We start from the raw sequence: 25559 nt of genomic DNA, 5'->3' as shown, positions 1-25559 counted from the left end.
CAGCGTAAGTTGGATACTATTACTGATGTGAGAGATGGAACTCACGATTCACCACAATATGTAGAAGATGGACATCCATTCATTACATCCAAAAATGTTAAAGATGGATTTATCAATTATGAAGATATACAGTATGTTTCTGATAAAGATTATGAGGAAATAAACAAACGCTCTAAAGTTGATAAAAATGATATTCTAATGGGTATGATTGGAACTATCGGAAACATTGCTTTAGTGCGTGAAACACCTGATTTTACAATAAAAAATGTTGCTTTAATTAAGGATATCGGTGATGTGTTTTATCATTACTTATATCACTGTTTACAATCAAATAGTGTTGCACATCAGTTGGACGAAAATCTTGATGGTGGAACTCAAAAGTTTATAGCTTTAAATAAAATAAGAGAGCTTGTTATACCTGTTCCAAGTGAGTATGAGCAACACAAAATAGGCGATTATATGGAGTTACTCGACAACCTTATCACCCTTCATCAGCGTAAGTAAAAAAAAGAAATAATAAAAGAATTGCCTTTAAAAAGCAATTCGGTATGTAAAGACATATATTGAAAGTTAGGAGGAATTACAATGGTTTTTAATAAAGAGTCAGATTTTGAAGAGGCTTTAATTAAAATCTTATCCGAGAAGGGTTGGGAAAAAGAAGTCCTGAAAAACTACTCTGAAAAAGATTTGCTTAGGAATTGGGCAAATATTCTTTTTGAAAATAATAGAAACATTGATAGATTAAATGATTATCCTCTGACCGACAGCGAGATGCAACAAATATTAGAGCAGATTGAAGCACTCAGAACACCATTAAAATTAAACGGATTTATCAATGGTAAAAGTGTTTCTATCGTTAGAGATAACCCTGATGATAAGTTGCACTTCGGCAAAGAGGTTAGTCTTAAAATATATGATCGCCTTGAAATTGCAGCAGGTCAAAGTAGATACCAGATTGTACAACAACCGAAATTTCCTACCAAGTCAAAACTGCTCAATGATCGTCGTGGAGATTTGATGCTTCTTATAAACGGTATGCCTGTGATTCATATTGAACTAAAAAGAAGTGGTATACCGGTAAGTCAAGCTTATCATCAAATTGAAAAATACTCTCGAGAGGGTATTTTTACAGGACTATTTTCACTTGTCCAGATTTTTGTTGCAATGGAACCGAAAGAAGCAGTATATTTTGCAAATCCAGGTCCTGACGGCAAGTTCAATCAAGATTATTATTTTCATTGGGCTGACTTTAATAACGAGCCAATAAATGAATGGAATAAAGTAGCATCAACACTTCTTTCTATTCCTATGGCTCACCAGCTCATCGGATTTTATACAGTTGCCGATGATTCTGATGGTGTTCTCAAGGTAATGCGAAGTTATCAGTATTTTGCGGCAAGTGCTATTTCAGATAAGGTTGCTAAGGGAAAATGGGAAGGCAATAGTCAGCTCGGAGGCTATGTATGGCATACGACAGGATCAGGAAAGACAATGACGAGCTTCAAATCGGCACAGCTTATTGCCAGCTCAAAAGATGCAGATAAAGTAATTTTTTTAATGGATAGAATTGAACTTGGGACGCAATCTCTTAAAGAATATCGGGGATTTGCTGATGAAAATGAGGATGTTCAGGCGACAGAAAATACGAATGTACTTATAAGCAAACTTAAAAGCTATGATCCTGCTGATACATTGATTGTTACCTCTATTCAGAAAATGAGCAATATAAAAGATGAAGTAGGTGGACTAAATGCCAGAGATATTGAGATGATAGGCGATAAACGAATTGTGTTTATTGTTGATGAAGCTCATCGTTCAACATTTGGGGATATGCTCATTACAATTAAAAACACTTTTCCTAAGGCAATGTTTTTTGGCTTTACAGGAACACCTATTCAAGATGAGAATCAGAAAAAGAAAAATACCACGACAACGGTTTTTGGCAATGAGTTGCATAGGTACAGCATTGCGGATGGAATAAGAGATAAGAATGTGCTGGGATTTGATCCCTATAAAGTGTTAACCTTTAAAGATAAAGATGTTCGTAAAGTTGTAGCACTTGAAAAAGCCAAAGCAAAAACTGAAGAGGAAGCAATTTCTGATCCTACTAAAAGCAAAATATATTATAAGTATATGGATGCCAATCAAGTACCAATGGTGGGAAACTTTGATAATAAAGGAAATTACATTAAGGGTATAGAAGATTATATCCCTAATGTTCAGTATCAAACAGAAGAACATACTAAAACTGTTGTAAAGGATATAGCGGATAATTGGTTGACGCTGAGCAGAGGAAGTAAATTTCATGCTATATTTGCTACAAGCAGTATACCGGAAGCGATTAACTATTATCGTTTGATGAAAAGCGAGCTTTCACACCTTAAAATCACAGCACTATTTGATTCAAGCATTGATAATAATGGAGGTGTCCAGTTTAAAGAGGATGGGCTTGTAGAGATTATTGAGGATTATAACTCGCTTTACGGGCAGGATTTTACCATTCCTACCTTCCATAAAATGAAAAAGGATATTGCTTCCCGTTTAGCACATAAGAAACCTTATAAAAGAATTGAAAACGAACCCGAGAAACAAATTGATTTGCTGATTGTAGTTGATCAAATGCTTACAGGCTTTGACTCGAAATGGATTAATACTTTATATATGGATAAGATGTTGCGTTATGAGAATATCATTCAGGCATTTTCCCGCACAAATAGGCTGTTTGGACCGGATAAGCCATTTGGTACAATCAGATATTATCGAAGACCACATACAATGGAGAGCAATATAAACGCTGCCGTAAAGCTCTATTCAGGAGATAGACCACTCGGGTTATTTGCCCAACATCTTATAGAAAATCTAAAGGAAATGAATCGGCTTTTCAAAAATATTTTTGATATTTTCGAAGGTGCAGGAGTTTCAAATTTTGAAAGATTGCCGGCAGATATAGACGCTTGTAAAAAATTTGCAAAAGATTTCAAAGAGTTTAATGAATTTTTAGAAGCTGCAAAAATTCAGGGATTTAAATGGAATATATCTTCTTATCAAGACGACACAACGGCAGAAAACATTGATGTGGCAATTGATGAAAAGACTTACCTGATTTTAGTTCTTCGTTATAAAGAATTGACAGGAGGAGGTTCTACTCTCGGCGATGATGATGTACCGTATGATTTGGACGGATATATTACAGAAATCGACACCGGCTTGATTGATTCAGATTATATGAACTCCAGGTTTGATAAATATATTAAATTATTAAATGGAAATGGAGCAAGTATGGAGGATATTGAAAAGGCTGAGACTGAGCTCCATAAGACCTTTGCAATGCTAACACAAGAGGAACAGAAATACGCAAATATATTCCTGCACGACATTCAAAGGGGGGATGTTGAAATTACTTCAGGGAAAACGCTGTGGGATTATATCAATGAGTATTTATTAAAAGCGAAGAATGACCAAATTCACCGTGTTTCTGTCCATCTTGGAGTGGACGAAGATAAGCTAAGAGCTATTATGAGCTTAAAGCTTGTTGAAAGCAATTTAAACGAGTTCGGTAGATACGATGAATTGAAGCAGACTGTAGATAAGAAGAAGGCAAAAGATTATTTTGAAAAGATTGAAGGAATAAAAATAATACCGCCAAAAGTTATGATGAAGGCTGATATATTGCTTCGTGAATTTATTCTAAGTGGAGGATTTGACATCGAATCACCATTGAATGAAGTATAAGAAATTCATTACAAGAGCCAAGTTTTTATCTTGGCTTTTCTTTTCAATAACTTGGGAACTGCGTAAGTTGGGGGAGGTAGGAACAACCTATACAGGATTGTCAGAAAAAACGAAAGAAGATTTCGGACACGGTAATGGGAAATTTGTAACTTATATGAATATATTTTCTAATGCTGTCGGTTTTCTGGATATGACTGAAGCAGTTGAAATTGATGATAGTCAAAACAAAGTTCTTTTTGGAGATGTGCTATTTACCACATCATCAGAAACGCCTGAGGAAGTGGGGATGTCCTCTGTTTGGCTTGGAAACGTTGAAAATACTTACTTAAACAGCTTTTGCTTTGGATATAGACCAATGGTTGAGTTTAATCCTTATTATCTTGCTTATATGCTTCGTTCTTCCTCAATGAGAAAGAATATAACATTTTTGGCACAGGGCATTTCAAGATATAACATATCCAAAAACAAGATGATGGATATTGAAATGCCTATTCCAAATATAGAAGAACAGAAGCAGATTGGTTCATACTTCCGCAGTCTTGACAACCTTATCACCCTTCATCAGCGTAATTAAATTAGAGGCTACCTCTCCATTTCTTTCCCCATATATTTCTCGTAGTTTTTCCTGATTTGATATAGTTCGGTCATCTCAGATTTTGATGAAGGGGCTGTTGCAAATTAAATAGTTGAGCCCCAAAAGAAAAAAGATGCTAAAAAAACAATTTTTTGTAGTTTAGCATCTTTTTAATTTATAAGTAAACTAAATTTATTTGGCTCTATAATATATATGGGGGTGGAAAAAGATAATGATAGAATTCCCAGACAATCATCCTGATTTTACATTCAGGACAGAAAAAGGGATTCATTCCAAAAGTTATGTACATCTGTCTCTGATAAAATGAATATTTTGATACGACAATATTTTTCTTAAAAGGCTCCATAGCCTTTTTAAGTTTATCGGAAATATGTCTTGAATAGAAACCGTACCTGTTTACCATTTTAAAGTTTTTAGGAGGCAGGTGAATGAGAATCTGTGAGATAAATTTTTCAGCAGACATTGTAATGAAAGTTTTCTTTTTATTGTTAGCAAGGTCATTGAAAAAGAAAGTAACTTTATCATCATCAATTTCAGTAATCTTGTATTCAGCAATAGGAGAACGGGCGAGATATCTTCCAAGATATCTGATAATACCCTTTGTGCTGTTGATGTCACCGTCACCGACATTAAAGAAGAATCTTTTGTCTTCTTTGTAAAGTTTTGCAGCAGTGTCCAAGGCCTTTTTTTTAATTTTACTGTCATTATATTCTCCATTCTGAATAATTTTGAGGACATGGTATTTCCATTGACCGGCAATAGTATCCACATTAAAATGTCTCATTTTCTTGAAGTCAAAATTTTTAGTAAATCCACCCAAAGAAACAATGGCATGGATATGCGGATTCCATTTAAGATCCCTTCCAAAAGTATGTATAATTGAAATGAGGCCATAGTGTACGATGTCAGAGTCAGTGAAATATTTTTCAGAATATTTTGATATTTTATTTTTTCTCAGTTTCTTTCTGGAGATATTATGGAAGCAGAACTTAAAGATTTCGTTAACGGCGGCAGAAAGCTTTGAGAGGAGGTTTCTGTCATAGAAGAAAAATTGTCTGCATTCTTTAGGTATAGTAAAGAGCACATGCCGATGTTCAATATTCAGAATATGTTTCATAATGTTCTGAGACCAGATACTGGAATATTTGAAACCACATGAAGGACAAAGTTTAGACTTACAGGTAAGAGGGAACTTGTGGATAACAGGACAGAGAGGACATTTAAATTTAATGAAACCCTTAGACATATCCCTGCAGGCGAGGAACTTATCGACAGAGTGTATAATGTATTTAAGATGTTTTTTCACGATTAAAAGTTGTAAAATAAAGTGTCACTATATGGAAAAAAATAAGAACCATAAAAGTTTTCTATGGTATGATTAATTCACCACAAACAATCAAAGGAGAAAACAGATATGGTTCAGGAACAGTATACAACAAAAAGAAGAAAAGGGCAACACTTAAAATTAATAGAGAGAGGAAAAATAGAAGCACTTCTTAAAAAGTGAAAATAGCACAGGAACTGGGAATAAGTGTGAGAACCCTCCACAGAGAAATCAAAAGGGGCATGGTGGAGCTTCTGAATACAGATTTATCGACAAGGGAAGTATATTCTGCGGAATTTGCCCAGTCAAAGTATGACAAGGCACAGAAGGGGAAAGAAGGAGAACTTAAGATAGGGAAGAACCTCAAACTGGTAAAATATCTTGAAGATTCGATGAAACGGGGGGAAGAATTCCCCGTATGCCGCACTGGAGCAAGCAAAAAGGGAAGGACAGGAAGTAAACATAGGACTGAAGACACTGTATAACTATATACATAGCGGACTGTTCTGGAATATAGTGAGGATGACATGCCCTACAGGAAGAGGAGAAAGAAGAAGGTTGAGTTAAGGAAACGTATAAGGAAGCAGGGGGGAGGAGCATAGAGGAAAGAGATGAAAGGATAGGGGAACGTTTAGAGCATGGGCACTGGGAAGTGGATACAGTATTAGGTAAGAAGGGGACATTGGCATGTCTTCTTGTACTGACAGAACGAAAGACAAGGCTTCAGCTGATAAGGAAGCTGGAAAACAGGACAGCATTACATACAGAAGGAAGAATAAAGGAATTAATAGAGGAATATCCAGGTTCAATAAAGACACTTACGAGTGACAATGGGAGTGAATTTATGAAGGTTGATGAGATAGAAGGACTGGGAGTAGGATATTTTTATGCACACAGCTTCAGTTCGTGGGAACGAGGGAGCAACGAAAATAATAATAAGCTGATAAGAAGGTTTATACCAAAAGGGACAGATATAACAGATATAACGGAAGAAGAACTAAAGAGTATAGAGGAATGGATGAATAATTATCCGAGAAAACTTTTTAATGGAAAAAGCTCAAAAGAAATGTATGATATTGAACTGAAACAGTACATTTCATAATATTTCATAAAAAAGTGACATTTACTATTGCAATTTACCGTCCTAATTTGTTATGATATTTAATATAGTAAACATTAGTAAAATATGATATAATAATATAATAAGTAAAAATTTTATATCTTAGTAGGAGGAATAATTATGGAAAATTTACTAGACGTAGCATCATATATTTATAATAGATATAAAAAAGAAAATAATAAATGTATTGATGAAATGAAACTTCACAAATTACTTTATTTTTCTCAAAGAGAATCATTTATTCAAAAAAATGAGGCTCTTTTTGAGGATATATTTTATGGTTGGAAATTTGGACCTGTTCTTAAAAAAATTAGAGAAATTTACAAAAATGGAAAGTTTTTAAAAAAAATACCAAAAGATGTCGAAGATAGGATTTTACCAATAATGAATGAAATTTTTCAAAACTATTCTTGTAAAAATTCATGGAGTCTTAGTAGACTATCTCATGGTGAAATTTCTTGGAAAAATTCTAGAAAAGGTATTGATGATGAAGAAAATGGAAATTGTCCAATTGATATTAATGATATAAAAAAAGATGCTAACAGAATAATTTCTAGAAAAAAATTATTACAAGATTTTAAATTTTTATAAGAGGTATTAAATAATGAAAATTACAGAAGATCAAAAAAAATTATTTGGTAATCTTATTTGTGAACGGCTTACTGATAATCCTAAAAATATTAATTTGATAGAAAATTTTAGTAGTGAAAAAGGAACCCTCATTGTTAAATATTTCAAAGAAAATGGATTAAATGAAGATAAAAATAATACAACTGCTTTTTATGTTATTAAAACAAAAGAAGATGAAATATTAATGTTTTTTTCTTTAAAATGTGGTGAATTATTTGATTTTGATGTTGAAGAACTTCTTATTATACAGCAAAATATTATAAATGAGAAGAAGACGTTTCCCTTTGAAAAAACTGAACAAATAATAAAATCTTACAACCATGTTTTAATTTCAACAAAAACCGATATAAAAAAAGAAAAAAATAATCGTATCTCTAGAGTCCATAAAACTTTTTCAGGAGTGCAGTTAGTACATTTTTGCTCTAATGATAATATGAAATATATTTGGAAAAAATTTGGTATACATGATAGAAGAACCATGGGAGAAGTATTTTTTTGGTATTTTATTGCTCCTAAGTTTTTTGAAGTACAAAAAATTGTAGGATGTGAATATGCCTTTTTATTTGCAGCAGATTATTCTCAGGATGGAGTATTACAAAATTATTATAATACTTCTCTAAAATTCGAATTTGATGATAACCTAGGAGTTAACAAACCTCTATATGATTTTTCATGTATTTTTATGTCTCAAAAATTAAATGATATGAAGAAAAAGCGAGAAAATTATTTCAATAATTTCAACTTAGGCAACAACGATATTATTGTATAAAAGAATATAACTGTAATAAAAGTATCTCGTATTTATTAACTAAATATTGTATATTTTTCAAAATTAAATGTATTATGAGAGTGTCCAGAATTTTGTGTAAACTCAAAATATAATATATGGTACAGGATGGTATTTTTATCATCCTGTTTTTAAATTCATCCAATAAAGTATTACTTCACAAGGGGGTAAATTTACAAGCCCCCTTTGTTATAGATGAAAAACATAACTTGTTGAACATATCTATTGTAAAATTTTTATTTTTCAAACGCAATATATTCATTTACATTCTGAATATACTTTTTTCCTTTATTTTCCTTCTCTTTCATCCCATCCTCTATCAGTTTATTAACCTCGCTTAATCTTTCAATCTTTTCTAATAGTAAATCTGCTTTTTCAAAAGGCTTATTAACTTCTTCTTTTGCATTAGAAAATTCTTCCCTGTAATTTTCAAGCCTTACCTTTTCTTTCCCTAAATTTTCAGGAATTTTATCCAATAAATTATCCATTCTCGTTATATTTCCAATTAAATCTTTTCCAAAATCAGTATGATATTTCTCCTTATTTTCTAATATACATTTATATTTTTTCTCATAGAAGTCAAAATTTGAAGACAGTTTAAATCCTCTATAATTTCCAATAATTTGAGGCTCACCAGATATTCCAGTACCTTTAATAGCCTTTAAAAGTTCTTCTCCAGCTTCTTTTTTATCATAAATTTTTGTCCCATTAATTTCAATAAAAGTAAATTTATCCTCGTTATCTGATTTTGGTTCTATTTTAGAAATATCTTCCTTCACATTTTCAATATATTTTTCCATTTTACTAATTTTTACAGGATATTCCTTTGTTATTTTATCCTCAAGACGATATAAGTTTGACTTGTAATTGGCTTCGAGCATTCTTAACTTATTTACTTCCATATCTAAATCCATTTTTTCCTTAATTAAAGGATTTCCAGTTGCAAGTGCCTTTATTTCAGCATAGTTTAAAGAGCTTTCATCAACATCTTCTGCTACTCTGACTGGAGTTTTTGAAGTCATAATTTGGCTTATAAACTTTTGTTTATTCTCAATAGTTTGCCACAAATAAGCGTCAAATGTATTCTCAGTAACATATCTGTAAATTTCCACTTTCTTATTTTCATTTCCTTGCCTGACTATCCTTCCTGCCCGTTGCTCCAAATCAGCAGGACGCCACGGCACATCTAAGTCGTGAAGTGCAATTAATTTTGTCTGCACATTTGTTCCTGCTCCCATTTTTTGTGTTGAACCTAGCAATATTCTTACATCTCCTGTTCTTACTTTTGCAAAAAGTTCGTCCTTTTGCTTTTCAGAATTTGCATTATGAATAAATGCTATTTCTTCTTCAGGAATACCTTTATTAATCAACTTTTCCTTTAAATCTTCATAAATATTGAAACTTCCATCATTTTTGGGAGTAGACATATCAGAAAATACAAGCTGTGCAGATTTTTTTTCAACGCTTTCTTTCCATATATTGTAGATATTTTCTACGCAGGCATTTACTTTGCTATTTTCATCATCAGGAAGCATTTCATTCACAAGTCTTTGATCTAGTGCAAGTTTTTTACCATCATTTGTAATTTTTAACATATTGTCTTCTGTTGGCTCTACATTTCTATTTCTTACTTCTTCTGCTCTTTCTGAAAGACTTTCTAATATTAATTTCTGTTCCTCTGTCGGTTTAGTCAATACTTTTTTGTATTCTACTTCAGGTGTTGGTAAATTTAACATATCAGCAGTCTGTATATCTGCAAACTGTTTAACATTGTTCATAAGTTCAGGAAGATTGTAGAATTTTGCAAATCTTGTTTTAGTTCTATAGCCATTTCCTTCAGGAGATAATTCAATAGCTGTAACTGTTTCCCCAAATGTGCTTGCCCAAGAATCAAAATTTTGATGTCCTTGTTTTTTTAGTTCATCATACTGTAAATATCTTTGCATTGTATAAAGTTCTGACATAGTATTGGAAACTGGTGTACCTGTTGCAAATACGACTCCTTTTCCATTTGTTATCTCATCCATATATCTACATTTCATAAACATATCCGATGATTTTAATGCTTCAGTTTGTCCTATTCCTGCCACATTTCGCATTTTAGTGTATAAAAACAAGTTTTTAAATGAATGTGCCTCATCTACATACAGCTTATCAACTCCTAATTCTTCAAATGTAACGACATTATCCTTTTTAAAATCATCATTTAATTTTTTTATCCTTACTTCCAGTTTCTTTTTTGTACCTTCAAGCTGTTTTACAGTAAAATTCTGATTATTTTCCTGCTTTAATGTTTGGATATTTTGTATAATCTCATCTATTTCATTTTGTATATGTTTTTGCTGATAATCCTTACTCATCGGTATTTTTTCAAACTGAGAATGTCCTATTATTACAGCGTCATATTCTCCAGTCGCAATTCTTCCAATGAATCTCTTTCTATTTTTAGGTTCAAAATCCTTTTTAGTTGCAACAAGAATGTTTGCTCCTTGATAAAGTTCCAGAAATTCCCTTCCCAGCTGTTCCGTCAAATGATTAGGGACAACAAACATTGATTTTGTTGCAAGCCCAAGTCTTTTAGATTCCATAGCGGAGGCAACCATTTCAAAAGTTTTTCCTGCTCCCACAACGTGTGCAAGCAGTGTATTTCCACCATACAGTGTTCTTGCAACTGCGTTTAATTGATGTGGTCTTAATTTTATTTCAGGATTTATGCCATTAAAAGTAAGATGGCTTCCATCATATTCTCTTAGTCGAATTGAATTAAATTTTTCGTTATATATCTTAGTTAATTCATTTCTTCTTTCCAAATCCTTAAAAATCCAGTCTTTAAAAGCCTGTTTAATAATATCCTGTTTTTGTCCTGCCAGCATTGTTTCCTTTTTATTTAAAATTGCTATTCTTTTACCTTCTGAGTCTGTTTCATAATCAAAAATTTTTGTATCTCTCAAGTTCAGTGCATCTTCTATAAGTTTATATGCGTTTGCTCTTTCAGTTCCAAAAGTCATAACAGCGAGCGGATTATCATTGTCCATATTCTTGTTTTCTATTCTCCATTCAGAAGTGTATTCAGAATAATGTACTTTAATGTATGAACTCTTATATGCTGGTGTCTTTAAAGTTTCCAGAATAAAATCCTTTACATATTTTTTAGGAACCCAAGTCGCTCCAATTCTGACATTTATTTCACTTGCTTCAAGTGGCTTAGGCATTACTTCCTGAAGTTTTTCTTTTTGAAAATTCAATATTTCAGTACTTATTCCGTTCTTTTCTTCATTAGGAAGAGAATTAAATTCATCAATATATTTTATTTTTTCCCTTATATTCCCACTTAAATATTCATCCTGCGTTACATACTGAAATTCTTGTTGAAAATCTTGATTTATATTAAGAAATATTTCCCCCTTTAAGCTGTTAATCAGCTCATCTTGTTTCATTCCAGTAAGATTTTCCATATATTCAAAATCTATTTTTGCCTTTTGGGATACCGAAAGAATTAACGCTTCCTGTGGAGTATCTACTCTATCTATAATTTTTGACTGCTTTATGGTTCTCTTTGAAAAAATATCACCTTTTTTCTTAAAGTTTCCACGTTCATCAAATATTTCTATTGAGGATAATAAAGAATAATTGGAATCTTCAGTAAATAATCTCGAATTTGCTCTTGAATTTAAATATCCATACTTATTAATAAATCCATCATATATTCTATTTAGTTTTTCCTGCTCAATTTTTAATCTATCATCTGTTTCACTGTCTTTTTGAATCTGAATAACTTTTCTTAGTGAAGATGTAAGTTCTATATATTTTGATATTTTATCCTTATCTCTATCTGATAAATCTTGTAATATCATTTCACTATTTTCTTTAAAATAAATCTTGTTATCTTTTTTGAAGAATGAAAAATTTCTTATTTCATAGTCTTCATTTTCAACTGCAATTACAGTTTCTTTTTCTTCAGATAGAGTTTTTTCATAACTTCCTTCTATATTCCCAACTGCTCGTTCTAATTCATCCTTTAAATTACTATTTTCTTTTGGTATACAAGTTAATGTTTTCCCAAAACGTCCACTAACTTCCTCCATTTTTCCTAAAATCATATTAGAATTATCCACAAAATACTTATTGTAGATAAATCCTTCAGAATCAGATTTAACCGCATACCAATCCTGCTCCTCTTTATTTATATTTTCTCTTTTCTTTAAAAATATAATATCCGATGTTACTTCTGTTCCAGCAACTCCTTTAAATGTATCATTTGGAAGCCTTATTGCTCCCAATAGTTCCGCTCTTTCTCCAATGTATCTTCTCACACTGTCATCCTTTTTATCAAAGGTTCCAGAAGAAGTTATAAAAGCCATAATTCCGCCTTTTTTCACTTTATCCAATGATTTTGCAATAAAGTAGTCGTGTATCATAAAGTTCTGCTTTTCATATTCTCTGTCCATTACCTTAAAATCTCCAAAAGGAACATTTCCTATCACAACATCAAATGAATTGTTGGAAAATTCTGTTTTTTCAAATCCTTTTACTTGAATATTACTTTCAGGATAAAGTTTTTTAGCAATATTTCCGCTGATACTGTCTAGTTCCACACCATATATCTTCGAGTTTTCTAATTCATCAGGCAAATTACCTATAAAATTTCCCACACCACAACTTGGCTCTAAAATATTTCCGCCTTCAAATCCAAGTTGCTGTATTCCTTTATAAATGGAATCAATTACTATTTTAGGTGTATAAAAGGCTGTCAATGTACTTGCCTTAGCATTATCATATTCTTCCTGCGTCAAATTTTCTTTTAAAAAATTTCTTGCTTCTTCCCATTGTCCACCTTTGTTTTCATCAAATACATCAGCCAGTCCTCCCCATCCAACATATTTAGAAAGTGTTATCTTTTCATCATCTGCAGCTTCTCTTTCCTTCAAATTTTTTAAAACTTTTATAGCTTCAATATTATTGTTTAGACGCTCTGATGGCAACAGTTTTTCAGATTGGATTTCTTCAGTAATTTTAAAATTTTTAGAAATATTATCTTTACTATTTTCTTCATCTATATAAGGATATATTATTTCATTATTTTCAATAATATTTTCTGTTTCCTTTTCGGGAATAAAATATTGATTTTCATCTATAAGTTCCTGTATTCTTTTTTCTATTTTGTTCCAAGATAGAACTACCTTAACTTCATTAGCACTAAAATGATTTTTATATAACTTCATGTTTTTAGAAGTATAAAAGGCATCATCTATAAAATCTCCACGGTCAGGTATTGAAAATCCGCCTATTCCGTATTCCCGTTTCAAATATTTTATTCTATCTTCTTTTGAACTGTTATCTTGAAAAAAATTATAAATATTTTCCGCTCCACTGTATGATTTTAATACATCGTCAATATTCTTTTGAGTAATTATATTATCATTTTCTATTTGTAAATTATCTGATTGTAAGTTATTTCCCTGAGAGAAGAGAGTAGGCTGTTCATAAGCCTTACCCATTCCATTTGATCCTTTTCTTTTAATTCTTCGGTTAATCCCATAGTTTTCATCATTTTGGGTTTTTCTATCTCCCAAAATTTCTCCACTTCTGTCTGAATTGAAAATAGATGTTCCATAACTTCTCTCTTCATTAGAAGATTTTTCAAAAATTCCGCTTTCTCTTGTTCCAGATATTTCATTCTCGCTCGTCCCCAAGAGTTGAGTTTGCTCAAGTCTATTTCTTCTTCCTCTAAATTCGGAACTAGCACTTGAAACTTCTTGTCCATTAGTATCATTTTGTAAGTTCCTCCCGCCTGCTCGTAGGATGTTTGCTTCACTACTGGAGTATATATCCCGTTCTCTATCAGATATTCTTTCCCGTCTATCATCTTTTTCAGCATATTCCAATTCCTCCTCATTTTTTTCATTTTCTATCTCATATCCAATTTTACTATTTTGTTCTAAAGTTGTTTCATCATTTATTTTTTGAATTTCTTTGCTTACTTTAACTAAAACTTTTTTAGCCACATTAGATATCTCCGATGATATTAATTCCATAGTTCTAAAATCTGAAAATAAGGAATAAATCTCTTTTTCTTTTTCATTAAATATATCTTTTTTATTAATTCCCATTCTCTGATCAAGTGCTATTAAAACAGATTTTTTGATAAAACTTTCAAGAACTTCTGTATCTTTGTAGTTAAAAGTATCTAATTTGCTGTTTTCAAGCATTGTCTGGTTTATAAGCACCATCTGTGCTTCTTCAAAATCTGATTTTCCTGTCATTCTTTCAAAAACATCTTTATGAGTTCTATTATTAAATTCCCATAATTTAGGTTTTTCATCGTTTCTCTTATCCAAAGATACTGTCTGGGTAACGTCAAAAATATATCTGACATTCTTTTTTCCATTCCTTACATTATATACGGGTATTCCCTTCTGATTTCTTTCCACAACTCTGTTAAAATTTTCTTTCCAAAAGTCATATTCTGCACAAGCCACAGCTTCAGGACGAATAAAAAATATATTTAGCTGTTCCATTGCAGAATATTTATAATTGTTTCCCATAACGTGAAGATAGTTAATATACTCACTAAAATCTTCATTTACTTTTTTATATGCATTTTCCAATACATTTTGAATTTTATATCCCATTTCTTCCCCCTAATATAAAATTTTGCGATTTCAAATTTTAATTATCATTTTTCTATTTTTATAAAATCCTTTCTTTGCAAGTTCAAATAATCTCCATTTATCTCTATTCCAAAATGTGCATTATACTCCTTTCCGCTTTTACTTTTTATCTTAAATACAACCTGTTCCGCTCTTAATAATTTTTTTGCATTATTCTTATTTATCTTTATTTTCTGTCCAAAATAATTCACTTCTTTCCAAAGAGATGTTTTACATCCATTCTTATAATTACTGCAATAGTAACTTTTACTGTTCTCATAAATATTGCTGTTACATTTAGGACATTTTCCAATAACTTCCATTTCTTTTTCAAATTTTTCAACTTCTGTATCTCGATTTATTATATTTTGTAACTCACTTTTAGTTTTTTCAATAATATCATCTACTGTTTTTCTGTTATTATAAATATCTTTCTGAAGCATAGAAAACTCAACAGTCTTTTCTGCATAAAGATTAATATGGAGCAAATCCAGCAGTTCAATTAACTTTATTCCTTTTTCAGTTATACTAAAATTCTGTTTTTCAGAAGTAATATATCCATATTTCTTAGCATTCTCAATTATCCCTGTTCTAGTCGCCTCCGTCCCAATCTCTACACCTTTCATTATTTCTCTATATTCTTGTGTATCGTCCTCATTTTCTTGATTTTTTTCTTTTCTAAAAGGGTTTTTTAAATAATTACTCAAATTTTCCTCAGTAACTTTTTTAGGAGGAACAGTTAATTTATCAACAACTTTAAAATCAATATCAATTTCCTGATTAATTTCAAAATACGGCAACTTGTTATCTATCTTCTGATTTTCATATTTTAAAAATCCTTCCTGCTTTACTGATTTTCCTTTCAAATTAAATATTTCATTTCCCACAGCAATCTTTATTTCAGTTTGATTAATTATCACTTGCTCCTTCAAAAAGTTAGAAATAAACCTGTTTCTTACTGTTTCAAAAATTATCTTTTCTTCCAAATTCAAACTATTCATATCAGGAATTTTCAAAGTTGGCATTACTGCACTATGGCTTTCAATCTTACTACTGTCAAATATTTTTTTACTATCTTTAAACTCCAGTTCATAATTACTATATAATTTTATAAGTTCTCTTACCTTGTCTTTTTCCTCTTCAGCAAGATATTCTGTATTTGTTCTAGGATATGTAATAAATCCCTTTTCATAGAGATTTTGTATAATTTCAAGAGATTTTGCAAAACTTATTTTATTTTCCTTCGATAATTTACTTTGTAATTTTGAAAGTGAAAAAAGTTTTGGAGGATTAAGAACAATTTCCTTTTCAGTTATATCCTTTACAATCCCTTTATTTCTATTTAACTCATACGAATAACTTTTAGCTTTTTCAAGTTCTAAAAGATTGTATTTTTTATCACAAATAAGTTTTAACAAAGTTCCATTACACATAGTTTCACTCTCAATAGTAAAATATTTTTCAGGAATGAAATTTTTAATTGCCAAATCTTTATCATAAATATGTTTTATAACTGGAATAAGAACACGTCCGACTGGAAAAAGCGTGTTTGCCTTTAACGAAATATATCTTGTAAGATTGATTCCCATAAGCCAGTCCATATATGTCCTTGCAAGCCCCTCATTATGTAAATTTTTATATTTAAAATTATCTTCAAGATTATTTATAGCTTTTCTTATGGTTTCTTCAGTTTGTTCAGGAAGCCACAATCTTTTTATCTTTTTATTAGTCTTTATAGTATTAATAATAATATCGACTATAATTTGCCCTTCCCTGTCTGCATCTCCTGTATTTAATATCTCATCAACTTCCTTGCTATTAATAAGATTTTTTAATATCTTATACTGTTTCTTTATTCCCAAATCATTTTTTAATTCAAATTCAAACTCTTCAGGGAAAAATGGCAGTTTAACCTCACTCCATTTTCTTTTTTCTCCAAGATATCCATCAACATCCCTTAATTTAAACAAATGTCCAAAAGCCCAAGAAACAATATACTTTTCATTTTCCATATACCCCTCTTTATTAACCTTGACATTCAATGCACTTGCAATATTACGTGCAAGACTTGGCTTTTCTGCTATTATTAATTTTTTCATATATCTTCCCCCTTACTTCTATCTCTCTAAATCTTTGTCATCAGCATTCCAAAAACTTTGCTTTTGGTTTTCACTTACATTTTTCTCTTTTTCAGTTTTTAAATATTCATTATTCTTTATCCCTTCATTTAATATTTCAATTTTCCAATCATCTCCATAATATGTAAATTCTACATCTTTAAATTTATCAGCTTCCTCTATACAATTACTAAAATCATGTTCCAAAGTGTCAAAACTAAATTCGTCATATTTTAAATTTAAAGTATTAATTGTATCCCTTAATTCTTTTACAAATTCTTTGTTATATACATTCCCAAATTTTTCTTCTATTTTTGATAAAATATGTTCTGATGAATAATATACATTTTCCTTGTCAAATTTTACACCATCAATCTCTCCTAAAAATTGTTGAATTACCTTACTTTCCATACTATTTCCTCCTACATTTATATAACCGACACTGCCCATCTAAACTTATCCTGATAAAATCCAGTAAAGTCTGAAACAATTACTCTTTTACTTTTTGAACTAGCGTGTATAAACTGTCTATTCCCAATATACATTCCCACATGTGAAATTCTGCCTTTTTCTAAAGTTTCAAAAAATAGCAAGTCCCCCTTCTTAATATTATTATGCAATTTTGGCTTAAATACTGACTGTTCTGCCGAAACACGAGGAATTATAATTCCCAATGTTTTTTTGAACACATACTGTACAAAGCTGGAACAGTCAAAACTGCTACTTCCAGTTGCACCATACACATAAGGCTTTCCAATCTGAGTTTTTGAAAATTCTACAATTTTATATCTTATTTTTTCTTCTCTGTCTTTATTGCTCTTAGTTGTGTTATTTTCAATTATTTCCATCTTTTTACTATCTTCATTTATTAATTGTTTCTGAAAATTAATTTCCCCCTTAGAAAAAGATAACGAAGAAATAACTGATATTCCCATTAAAATTTTTACAATATTATTAAACATTTTCCACTCCTTCAAATCTTGTTCCATAATTCTTATTATTTTCACTGTTCAGCGTTTTTTCTCAAAACTTTTGTAATGAAAAAAATCCACTGACCTAATTTTGATTTTCTCACGTGTGAGAAAATATAGTTACAAGTTTATTATTTTATTATATTTCTGAATTACTTTTGGTATATATTCCCTTGTTTCCTTTATCCCTTTCCAAGCGTTATTTGCTAATCTTCCACAGCCAGCATTATAGCAGACCAGCATTTTTGAAACACTCCCAGTTTTTTCATAATCTCTTTTTAAATGCAGCACACCTCCCTTTATATTTCCTGATATGCTGTTATCCACTCCAAATTCCCTAAAGTTAAAAGGCATTAACTGCATAAGCCCTCTTGCTCCAGCACTTGATACTGTTGAATGATTAAAATGACTTTCAGTATTCATAACCGCTAAAACCAAATATGGATTAAAGTTATATTCCTTGCTATATTTGAAAACATAGCCAAGTATATTTCGTATTTCATTTTCATTCAGTCTGCTGTTCTGTGTTTTAATATATTCAATAAGTTTTTTACTCCCAATATTTTTTTGAATATGGGAAGTATTATTAACATTTTTTACAGCCTTATCATCATAAAATAATCTGTTGCTTTGCGATTGAATATTGCTTGTATCTTCTTTAGGCGAATCGTTTAATTCTTTATTTTTGTCAGCCTCATTATCCTTTTGTGTTTTTAATTTCTCAATTCTTTCCTGCTCAACTTTTTCCTTCTGTTTCTGAAAACTTATCTCTCCGCCAGAAAAGGAAATGTTTGAAACTATCATAAGAAACAATATGCACTTTTTCATTTACTAATCATCTCCTTTGCTATTCTTTCAATTTCAATGCCCTTGCTTTTTATTTTCGGATTTGTATAATTTATCTTTATTTCCTCATAGTCAGTCTTTCCATCCAAATCAGTATCTTTTAAATAAGGATTTGTTCCATACACAAATTTTTCTTCTCTATCTGTCAGCCCATCAAAATCACTGTCCTTGTATTTTTCCTTAATTTCCTCTATTTCCTGCTTAATATTTTCATCTCCATAACTTAGAGCGTCTTCATTTCTCTTTAAAACTTCCGTTACGACATCTTCATCCTTTTGCATTTCAGAACTTGCATATTGATAGGAATTAGGGTAGTTTTTTACAGATTCCATCACTATTTCCTTATCATTTTTTAATTCCTCGCTTGCAAATTGTAAAGCACGTCCATCCTGTTTTACTGCTTCCAAAACTAAATCCCTGTTATTTTTAAGCCTTTCACTTGCATATTCAAGATTTTTCCCATTTTCTTTGACTTTTTTCATAACATATTTTTCATCATCTCTTATTTTTTCTGAAGAATAATATTTAAATGTATTTTTACCTGCATATATTGAGGCTTCATACCATTTTTCCATTTTATCAGCCTTATTTCTAAGTTCATTCATTTTGTTTTCCTCAATGTATTTTTCCAATTTTTCATTAGTAATTGATTTTATTTCCTTTTTATCCTTTAACATCAGATATTCTCGAAGATACTCGTTATTTTTATCTTTTTCAAGCATATTCCTGATTTTTTCCATTGTTTTGCTGCCATATCCACTTTTTACATACAGCTCAACATCCTCTTCTGATAACCCTTTTTCAAATCCTTTCCTTATTTCCTTCATCTGATTTACATCCAGTTTTTTCATTACAAGTTTTTCCCATTTGCTATCATCCAAGTTATTTTCAGCTCTTTTTCGCAATATTTCCTCATCAAGTACAGGTGTTACACATAATTTAAACTGTTCAAGAGTCAAATTTGATTTTATCATTTTCTTTATCTCCTGTTTTTCGTCTTTAGAAAATTTTACTCCTATCCTTTTCAAATAGTCTTTTTTCTCATTTTTTTGAAACACGCTCAGCAACATTATTCCAGCCCTTTCTTATTAATTAAAATTTTATCTCTTTCTTGTTTCCTGCCCTTTTACAAATTTTTTGTAATCTATTATCAAATTATTCATTTTTATCAGTTCATTCACTCCTCCAATAACATTTTTAAAAACAGTATCATATTCTCTTCTGCTCATTATTTTTATTCTTTTATTTTTCAATTTTCTCAGTATCAATACAGCTTCCAACTTATTTCTGTATATAAAATTATTCTCATTTAGATATTCTTTAAATCCCAGCTTTCTATCTATTTCTTCATTCAACTTTTTTAATTCATTTTCCCTTTCAGTTACTTTTTCATCCAATTTCTGCATTTCCATATCAATTTCATTTTCTCTAATTTTTAAAGCGTCTTCTGTTTCATATAGTTTTTCTCTCCTATCTCGATAAATTTTTTTCTGCTGCTGTTCCAACTGATAAATTTTTTCATCGTATTCACTCTCAATTCTCCTCTTTTCCTGATTATATTTTCTTTCCTCATCGTGTATGAACTGTTCAAGTTCTTCAGCAAGTTCAGCTTTTATTTCTAATTTTTCTAATTTCACCCTTTCTTTTAATTCATCGCCTTGAAGTTCGGTTACTTTGTTAGTTTTTTTTCGCTCTATTTCTTCAAAATCTTCACTTTCTAAGGGAGAAAATCCTTCATTTTTCATCATTTCTTTCAAATTATCTAAACGCATCTTTTTTCTCCAATCTTCGTTTTAACATCCGCTTCTTTTCTTCTCTCATCTGAAACTCTTCACCACCCATAATTTTACAGTCTTTAATTTCATCATTGCTTAAAAACTGAAATTTCATAAAATATCCCAGCAACGTTGCCTTATCTTCATTTAAAATATCCGCAATTTCAAGCAAAACTCCCATTTCAATCAGTTTTCTTGTTCTTTGCTTCCATTTCTCATTTTTTTCTGATGTATTTAATCTTCTTGTATCATTTGCTATTTCTCTTCTGATTTCTCTTATTTTTTCATCTGTCTTGACTATTTTCTTATGTATTTCAATTTTCTTTTTTTCATTAGATTTTAGTTTTATCGTCTTGTCTTCATATTCTAAACTCATATATCAACCTTACTTTTTTCTCTATTTTTGACTTTTTTATTGCACCATAATATCTTCCATCAAATGTTCCCTTAACTTTAGATAATGTCAAAACTTCATCTTCCTTTATTTTCCCATTGAAATTAGACGATATTTTAGGAAATATTTCTCCATAATCTTCGTCATTTACATATATCCGATTATCTTTTATCTCAACTTTATCCTCATAAAATGCAGCAGCAGGCTTTACCGATTTAAACATTGTCCCTTTTATGCTTGTCAAATTTTTATACTTATTATCTATCTCATAAACAACTAAATCCCCCTTTTTCAATACTCCATCAAATTTTTCCAGTTTATATATTCCTAATGGAATTGACGGTGTTACATTTATTACATAAATTTTTGACAATAGATGTAGCCCTGTGAATGTTATGGCAAAAAATATTGATACAGAAAGCATTATCAAGTTAAACTTTTTAGTTCGTATATCCACAATTTCCTCCCTCTTTTTAATTTCCTTTGGCAAGTGTTGTTGTTATCTTATCTGCTTCATTCATTACAAAAGCCATTACCATTCCTACTGTGATAAACAAAAATATTGTTTCGTATTTCAATTCCTTAAAAGTAACTTCCCCAAATCCTGCCGCATCCAAGTTTTTAAATACTATTCCTCCCAGTGCCATTATGACAACTATTTTACTTCCTGTGAGAAATAGCGTTGTCAATGCTTTATTTCCTAAGTCCCTTTTTGTAATCGAATTTACATCAAAAGGTAAAAATATCCAAGATAATCCCAAAGCCATTCTAAACTGTAATACCGCCATCATCATTTCAAATATTATTCTTACCACAAAATAATAAACAAGAATAATAACCCCTATTAACAATAACATTTTCCCAAGTTCTTCAAAAAATAGCCTTGAATCAGTAATAATATTAAAAAAATTAAAGTTTGATTCATTAATAATCTTTAAGATTTTCCCTGTTTCCCTTCCAGCTATTGCCCATATACTGTTTAAAGTTACAGTCCCTCCACTGTTTCCCATAAAATATGAGCCAATTCCAGAAAATATTCCATACCCCATATCAATTAAAGAAATTGCATTAGGTATAACATATGCCAGTATTGAAAATCTTATCATTATTCTGAGTAAGGACATCCATAAATTTTCCAATACATTTTTTACTATATAGCCATATAGAATCCACATTATTTCAAGAACTGTGAGTACACTTAAAAGAACTAATAAGCCAGGTGTCATTTTTTCTATCCCGCTATTTATCATTTGTACAAATTCATTTTGAATATTATCCCAATCTACTGATAACGATGATTTTGTGGAAGCAGTTGAAGCATTATTTCCAGAATGCCCTCTGTTTGCAGACACTGTTGAACCTGCTGGAGGTACTGCAACTGTTCCATCTGAATTTACTGGAGTATATCCGTTATTTATCAATACCTGCTCTGCTGTAATAACTCCTGAATATCCTCCATGTGCCTTACATATATTGTAGCCTTTTGATATTTTTACTCCACCTTTAGGATATGGTTTTGAATTTGAAGCGTGAACAACATCAATACTACATCCATTTGCTGTGCCAATTGCATAAACTACATGTCCATTAAATAAAATGGCATCTCCTGGTTTTATTTGATTGGTTGCTATTTTAGTCGCCTTTGCTCCTGCTCTCATACTCGCTGTTGTATTTGCCCAATTTTTAGTATTCGCTCCTGTAACAGAACTCATACCTGCCGCTTGTGAAGTTCTATCTACAAAACTGGAACAGTCATAAGTATTTGCTCCCATTCTATTAGCCTGACTATATGCCTTTCCTACTTGTGCCATTGCATAATTAACAACATCCTGTCTATATTTTGCTACATCATAATTTCCTTTATTTCCAGCAGAAACTGCTATCAAATTAAGAATGAAAAACAAGCTAATTACAATTTTTTTCATATTTCCTTTAATCCTCCTTTCTAAAAAAGTACAAAAAAAAAGACTAGAATTTTAATCTAGCCTTTCATACTTTAAAATTAAGGTAACTTATTTAATTTTCTATCTAAATAATCAATAATATTTCCATTTCCATCTTTAATTACAAATCCATTTTTTATTATATGTATATATCTGTCCATCCCTTGAATTTTATAAGTTCCATTCTTTAATAACTGTATATCATCCCATTCAAATCCATTTTTATCCGCATTTTCTTCTCCAGTATTAAAACCAATTTGATATGTTCCATTAGATAATTTCCTTATCCCTACTGAATCTTGATATCCAACTTTGCTGTAATACCAGTATCCTATCAATTTATCTATATTTACACTATTATTATTAGACATTTTTGCAGAAAATCCTAACATTCCCAATGCAAACATCAAAATAACCACTATCTTTTTCATATTATCACTCCCTTTTTTACTTATTTCCCGTGATTATATGCAGTAAAATCAAAATCAAATCCTATTATATGAAGAACATCCGTGTTGATTTCTGACTTTATGCCTATCATTCTCCAGTTTTGTGAATTTAATCTAAAAACATAAACTTTCTGATCCTTTGAAGTTTCATATTTATATTCTCAATTGACAATGTTTCAATACCTGTCCTTTTGTTTTGCTGATGTAAATCCAGCCAACTTTTTAACTGAATATCCATTAACTTATCCAAAACTATTCCTTTGGCTTCGTTTGATTCTTTAGAATTTTTAAACCTGCTAAAATTATAATTTTTATTTTTAGTCAAATATCTGAAACAAAAAACAGGATAAGATAATAACTTTACCTCTGAAATATTTTTAAAATTATTATTCTTTAACTTTTTAATTTTTTTAGACATAATTTTCTTTAAAGCTCTCTTTCATCAAATCCTGCGGGATAACATTATTTATTTTAGTTTCTATATACGGTTTTTCTGTGTGAGTTAAATTTCTCAATCCCCAAGCAGAATATTCTCCAAATACATTATATACTTCTGTCAATATCTTTTCTGTTTCCTTATCAATATCTACTTTATCAAATTCCTTTATATCGTCTGAACCATACTTTTTATACTTTTGATATACTTCCTCAACTACTGGTCCGTGATTCCACGCTACAATATTATTTGAAAATAACGGAGTATTTTTTAATGCAAGATACGCTGATTGTGCATAGTAAAGTAATTTTTGCAATTTTAAATTACTAATTCCATCCGCACCTTGATTAGTTTCCATATACGAATTATAAATTAAAAACCAGTTGGCAATATCTTTTACATCATACATTTTTTTCACCTCTTTATAAATTTCTATTTTTATAATATTCAGTTATAATTTTTTATCATTAAAATATCTTACAGTAAATTCATATTTAAGAAACTCATCCTCTCTTGAATTATCCTTTATACTTCTCAGATATTGATAAAGCTGTTCCGTTTCATCTTCATTTAAAAAATCACTGCAGCAGTTATGAAGCGAAGGTAACTGGTAATCTTTCATTGTCAAAACTAAGTCTGCAATCGCTCTTGGAAAATTAGCAATGTATACTTCCCTTTTACTTGGATAATCTATTATTCGTTTCTTTATTCCAGAATTTCCTAAAACATTTGTCGTATTATACAGATTTATTGCCTTGTCTTTATCATAAGAAAATAAATAAGTTCTTGGATGCCAGTCAGCAGTATTTCTATTTTCATCAGGAATATTCAATGCTTCCCATCCAGATATATAACTTTTTGAAGAAGTTTTTGGTATTATTCTTTCGTATAATTTCATTATTCTCCTATTCTTTATGATAACTATTTTATTTTCTCAGAACCTTATTTTAATTCCATTATCATTACATTATAACCACTTTCAGAAATAAAATTATCTATTTTAGAAAATCCAAAATTTTGGTAAAAATTCAAAATTTTTTCATTATTTTGACATTCAAGCCAAATAAATTTTACTCTAATTTTCTGTCTAATTTCTAACAATAACTCATATGCAATTTTTAAAATTTCATTTCCTGTTAAATTATTTTTCTCTAAATTAAAGTTTTTACCAACTTGACCTAAAAGAAAACTATTAATTACATAATCACCTGATTTATTTTCAGAAGCACTTTTAGTTAATCTCTTTTTTAAAGTTTTTGAAATTATATCTAAATCTTCCTTTTGGAGTATTAAACTTCTATTTGCTATGGAAAAATATCCTGCTAATTCTTTTTCAGAATTAAAAATTAAATATGTTGAAGAAATCGAAATTTTTTCAAAGAAAATAGCCTTATTTATTAAAAAATTTTCAATGTCCTTATCTTTGCTTCTAAATCCTTTTAATTTATTACGAACTTTATCTTCTCCAATTTGTGATAATAACTCTGTTAAAGAAAATGTAGTAAATTTCATTATTCTCCTTTCTTTTCAGAAGATTCTTCAAAAAATTTTTTTACATCATTACCCTTAATAAATTCATATTCTACATCTACATCTAGTGGTTTATTATTTTTTGCATTTTCAATAGCTTCTAAAAATGATGAAATTTTTTCCTCTGTATCAAACTTTAATTCTGTTGTAAAACTTGAAGTTGCCATTTTTATCACCTCTTTTAAATTTCTATTTTTACAATAATATTATATCACATCTAATAGTTTTTTCAATCTGAATTTTTTAAGACTAGATTAATA

At 30.2% G+C, this 25559-nt stretch carries 23 protein-coding genes and 2 pseudogenes; 7 read left to right on the top strand and 18 right to left on the bottom strand.

Features of this window, described 5'->3' with window-relative positions; genetic code table 11:
• Positions 1 to 3: 3 nt before the first annotated feature.
• From BQ5344_RS05120 to BQ5344_RS05110, 3 genes and pseudogenes are all read left to right on the top strand, one after another.
• A pseudogene (locus BQ5344_RS05120) lies at positions 4 to 504 on the top strand (restriction endonuclease subunit S); the annotation flags it as partial.
• Between the two features lie 81 nt (positions 505 to 585).
• Positions 586 to 3732 (top strand): type I restriction endonuclease subunit R, encoded by a 3147-nt coding sequence (locus BQ5344_RS05115; RefSeq protein WP_071124429.1) that lies wholly within the window; start codon positions 586 to 588, stop codon positions 3730 to 3732.
• Entirely contained in the window at positions 3722 to 4306 is a 585-nt protein-coding gene (locus tag BQ5344_RS05110) for a restriction endonuclease subunit S (RefSeq protein ID WP_071124428.1), read from the top strand. The genes BQ5344_RS05115 and BQ5344_RS05110 overlap by 11 nt, the downstream gene beginning before the upstream one ends.
• 202 nt (positions 4307 to 4508) lie before the next feature.
• On the opposite strand, the gene BQ5344_RS12030 is transcribed toward BQ5344_RS05110, so the two are convergent.
• Complete coding sequence (locus BQ5344_RS12030; protein ID WP_456319370.1) at positions 4509 to 5573, bottom strand: IS91 family transposase; 1065 nt, start codon at positions 5571 to 5573, stop codon at positions 4509 to 4511.
• A gap of 257 nt (positions 5574 to 5830) precedes the next feature.
• On the opposite strand from BQ5344_RS12030, the gene BQ5344_RS12395 reads away from it, so the two are divergent.
• From BQ5344_RS12395 to BQ5344_RS05090, 4 genes are all read left to right on the top strand, one after another.
• Positions 5831 to 6136, top strand: a complete 306-nt coding sequence (locus BQ5344_RS12395; protein WP_235846114.1) for a hypothetical protein — start codon at positions 5831 to 5833, stop codon at positions 6134 to 6136.
• 113 nt (positions 6137 to 6249) lie between these two features.
• Positions 6250 to 6753 (top strand): IS30 family transposase, encoded by a 504-nt coding sequence (locus tag BQ5344_RS12390; RefSeq protein ID WP_328586187.1) that lies wholly within the window; start codon positions 6250 to 6252, stop codon positions 6751 to 6753.
• Positions 6754 to 6891: 138 nt separating this feature from the next.
• Positions 6892 to 7362 carry a Panacea domain-containing protein gene (locus tag BQ5344_RS05095; protein ID WP_071124426.1) on the top strand — a complete coding sequence of 157 codons (471 nt, stop codon included), beginning with the start codon at positions 6892 to 6894 and terminating at the stop codon, positions 7360 to 7362.
• Between the two features lie 13 nt (positions 7363 to 7375).
• On the top strand, positions 7376 to 8170 hold the full coding sequence (locus BQ5344_RS05090) for a hypothetical protein (RefSeq protein ID WP_071124425.1): 795 nt from the start codon (positions 7376 to 7378) through the stop codon (positions 8168 to 8170).
• Between the two features lie 254 nt (positions 8171 to 8424).
• Here BQ5344_RS05090 and BQ5344_RS05085 read toward each other — a convergent pair.
• The 17 genes and pseudogenes from BQ5344_RS05085 to BQ5344_RS05010 all read right to left on the bottom strand — a co-directional run.
• A pseudogene (locus BQ5344_RS05085) lies at positions 8425 to 13212 on the bottom strand (Eco57I restriction-modification methylase domain-containing protein); the annotation flags it as partial.
• A 401-nt stretch (positions 13213 to 13613) separates the two neighbouring features.
• Positions 13614 to 13952 carry a TnpV protein gene (locus BQ5344_RS12610; protein ID WP_407936215.1) on the bottom strand — a complete coding sequence of 113 codons (339 nt, stop codon included), beginning with the start codon at positions 13950 to 13952 and terminating at the stop codon, positions 13614 to 13616.
• 912 nt (positions 13953 to 14864) lie between these two features.
• A complete protein-coding gene (locus tag BQ5344_RS05080) occupies positions 14865 to 16937 on the bottom strand; it encodes a type IA DNA topoisomerase (RefSeq protein ID WP_071124423.1) in 2073 nt (690 codons plus the stop codon).
• A gap of 18 nt (positions 16938 to 16955) precedes the next feature.
• Positions 16956 to 17366, bottom strand: coding sequence for a hypothetical protein (locus BQ5344_RS05075; protein ID WP_071124422.1), 411 nt, complete (start codon positions 17364 to 17366; stop codon positions 16956 to 16958).
• A gap of 17 nt (positions 17367 to 17383) precedes the next feature.
• On the bottom strand, positions 17384 to 17917 hold the full coding sequence (locus tag BQ5344_RS05070) for a C40 family peptidase (protein WP_158662998.1): 534 nt from the start codon (positions 17915 to 17917) through the stop codon (positions 17384 to 17386).
• Between the two features lie 129 nt (positions 17918 to 18046).
• Complete coding sequence (locus BQ5344_RS05065; RefSeq protein ID WP_071124421.1) at positions 18047 to 18754, bottom strand: transglycosylase SLT domain-containing protein; 708 nt, start codon at positions 18752 to 18754, stop codon at positions 18047 to 18049.
• A complete protein-coding gene (locus BQ5344_RS05060) occupies positions 18751 to 19746 on the bottom strand; it encodes a DUF4116 domain-containing protein (RefSeq protein WP_158662997.1) in 996 nt (331 codons plus the stop codon). The genes BQ5344_RS05065 and BQ5344_RS05060 overlap by 4 nt, the downstream gene beginning before the upstream one ends.
• Before the next feature lie 126 nt (positions 19747 to 19872).
• Positions 19873 to 20544 carry a hypothetical protein gene (locus BQ5344_RS05055; protein ID WP_071124419.1) on the bottom strand — a complete coding sequence of 224 codons (672 nt, stop codon included), beginning with the start codon at positions 20542 to 20544 and terminating at the stop codon, positions 19873 to 19875.
• A complete protein-coding gene (gene traD, locus BQ5344_RS05050) occupies positions 20531 to 20923 on the bottom strand; it encodes a conjugal transfer protein TraD (protein WP_071124418.1) in 393 nt (130 codons plus the stop codon). Before traD ends, BQ5344_RS05055 begins: the two co-directional genes overlap by 14 nt.
• Positions 20907 to 21398: a S26 family signal peptidase gene (locus BQ5344_RS05045; protein ID WP_071124417.1), complete on the bottom strand. Its 492-nt coding sequence runs from the start codon at positions 21396 to 21398 to the stop codon at positions 20907 to 20909. Before BQ5344_RS05045 ends, traD begins: the two co-directional genes overlap by 17 nt.
• 16 nt (positions 21399 to 21414) lie before the next feature.
• Positions 21415 to 22866 carry a peptidoglycan amidohydrolase family protein gene (locus BQ5344_RS05040; protein WP_071124416.1) on the bottom strand — a complete coding sequence of 484 codons (1452 nt, stop codon included), beginning with the start codon at positions 22864 to 22866 and terminating at the stop codon, positions 21415 to 21417.
• Between the two features lie 77 nt (positions 22867 to 22943).
• Positions 22944 to 23315, bottom strand: a complete 372-nt coding sequence (locus BQ5344_RS05035) for a hypothetical protein (RefSeq protein WP_021769914.1) — start codon at positions 23313 to 23315, stop codon at positions 22944 to 22946.
• Positions 23316 to 23442: 127 nt separating this feature from the next.
• Positions 23443 to 23751 carry a hypothetical protein gene (locus BQ5344_RS05030; protein ID WP_071124415.1) on the bottom strand — a complete coding sequence of 103 codons (309 nt, stop codon included), beginning with the start codon at positions 23749 to 23751 and terminating at the stop codon, positions 23443 to 23445.
• On the bottom strand, positions 23744 to 24178 hold the full coding sequence (locus BQ5344_RS05025; RefSeq protein ID WP_036071611.1) for a Panacea domain-containing protein: 435 nt from the start codon (positions 24176 to 24178) through the stop codon (positions 23744 to 23746). Before BQ5344_RS05025 ends, BQ5344_RS05030 begins: the two co-directional genes overlap by 8 nt.
• A gap of 42 nt (positions 24179 to 24220) precedes the next feature.
• On the bottom strand, positions 24221 to 24667 hold the full coding sequence (locus BQ5344_RS12335; RefSeq protein ID WP_071124414.1) for a hypothetical protein: 447 nt from the start codon (positions 24665 to 24667) through the stop codon (positions 24221 to 24223).
• Between the two features lie 44 nt (positions 24668 to 24711).
• A complete protein-coding gene (locus BQ5344_RS05015) occupies positions 24712 to 25281 on the bottom strand; it encodes a hypothetical protein (protein WP_021769918.1) in 570 nt (189 codons plus the stop codon).
• Positions 25281 to 25466, bottom strand: a complete 186-nt coding sequence (locus BQ5344_RS05010; RefSeq protein WP_021769919.1) for a hypothetical protein — start codon at positions 25464 to 25466, stop codon at positions 25281 to 25283. The genes BQ5344_RS05015 and BQ5344_RS05010 overlap by 1 nt, the downstream gene beginning before the upstream one ends.
• Positions 25467 to 25559: the final 93 nt, after the last annotated feature.

Origin of the sequence: Leptotrichia massiliensis (assembly GCF_900104625.1) — a bacterium.
GTDB classification, from domain to species: Bacteria; Fusobacteriota; Fusobacteriia; order Fusobacteriales; family Leptotrichiaceae; genus Leptotrichia; species Leptotrichia massiliensis.
The sequence above is the reverse complement of the archived record's forward strand: the minus strand, read 5'-3'. Positions and strand labels throughout refer to the sequence as shown.

Coding starts and splice junctions, on each gene's coding strand:
- BQ5344_RS05115 (WP_071124429.1), top strand. CDS start 586: ATGGTTTTTAATAAAGAGTCAGATTTTGAAGAGGCTTTAATTAAAATC.
- BQ5344_RS05110 (WP_071124428.1), top strand. CDS start 3,722: ATGAAGTATAAGAAATTCATTACAAGAGCCAAGTTTTTATCTTGGCTT.
- BQ5344_RS12030 (WP_456319370.1), bottom strand. CDS start 5,573: ATGTCTAAGGGTTTCATTAAATTTAAATGTCCTCTCTGTCCTGTTATC.
- BQ5344_RS05095 (WP_071124426.1), top strand. CDS start 6,892: ATGGAAAATTTACTAGACGTAGCATCATATATTTATAATAGATATAAA.
- BQ5344_RS05090 (WP_071124425.1), top strand. CDS start 7,376: ATGAAAATTACAGAAGATCAAAAAAAATTATTTGGTAATCTTATTTGT.
- BQ5344_RS12610 (WP_407936215.1), bottom strand. CDS start 13,952: ATGGACAAGAAGTTTCAAGTGCTAGTTCCGAATTTAGAGGAAGAAGAA.
- BQ5344_RS05080 (WP_071124423.1), bottom strand. CDS start 16,937: ATGAAAAAATTAATAATAGCAGAAAAGCCAAGTCTTGCACGTAATATT.
- BQ5344_RS05075 (WP_071124422.1), bottom strand. CDS start 17,366: ATGGAAAGTAAGGTAATTCAACAATTTTTAGGAGAGATTGATGGTGTA.
- BQ5344_RS05070 (WP_158662998.1), bottom strand. CDS start 17,917: ATGTTTAATAATATTGTAAAAATTTTAATGGGAATATCAGTTATTTCT.
- BQ5344_RS05065 (WP_071124421.1), bottom strand. CDS start 18,754: ATGAAAAAGTGCATATTGTTTCTTATGATAGTTTCAAACATTTCCTTT.
- BQ5344_RS05060 (WP_158662997.1), bottom strand. CDS start 19,746: ATGATAAAATCAAATTTGACTCTTGAACAGTTTAAATTATGTGTAACA.
- BQ5344_RS05055 (WP_071124419.1), bottom strand. CDS start 20,544: ATGCGTTTAGATAATTTGAAAGAAATGATGAAAAATGAAGGATTTTCT.
- traD (WP_071124418.1), bottom strand. CDS start 20,923: ATGAGTTTAGAATATGAAGACAAGACGATAAAACTAAAATCTAATGAA.
- BQ5344_RS05040 (WP_071124416.1), bottom strand. CDS start 22,866: ATGAAAAAAATTGTAATTAGCTTGTTTTTCATTCTTAATTTGATAGCA.
- BQ5344_RS05035 (WP_021769914.1), bottom strand. CDS start 23,315: ATGAAAAAGATAGTGGTTATTTTGATGTTTGCATTGGGAATGTTAGGA.
- BQ5344_RS05030 (WP_071124415.1), bottom strand. CDS start 23,751: ATGTCTAAAAAAATTAAAAAGTTAAAGAATAATAATTTTAAAAATATT.
- BQ5344_RS05025 (WP_036071611.1), bottom strand. CDS start 24,178: ATGTATGATGTAAAAGATATTGCCAACTGGTTTTTAATTTATAATTCG.
- BQ5344_RS12335 (WP_071124414.1), bottom strand. CDS start 24,667: ATGAAATTATACGAAAGAATAATACCAAAAACTTCTTCAAAAAGTTAT.
- BQ5344_RS05015 (WP_021769918.1), bottom strand. CDS start 25,281: ATGAAATTTACTACATTTTCTTTAACAGAGTTATTATCACAAATTGGA.
- BQ5344_RS05010 (WP_021769919.1), bottom strand. CDS start 25,466: ATGGCAACTTCAAGTTTTACAACAGAATTAAAGTTTGATACAGAGGAA.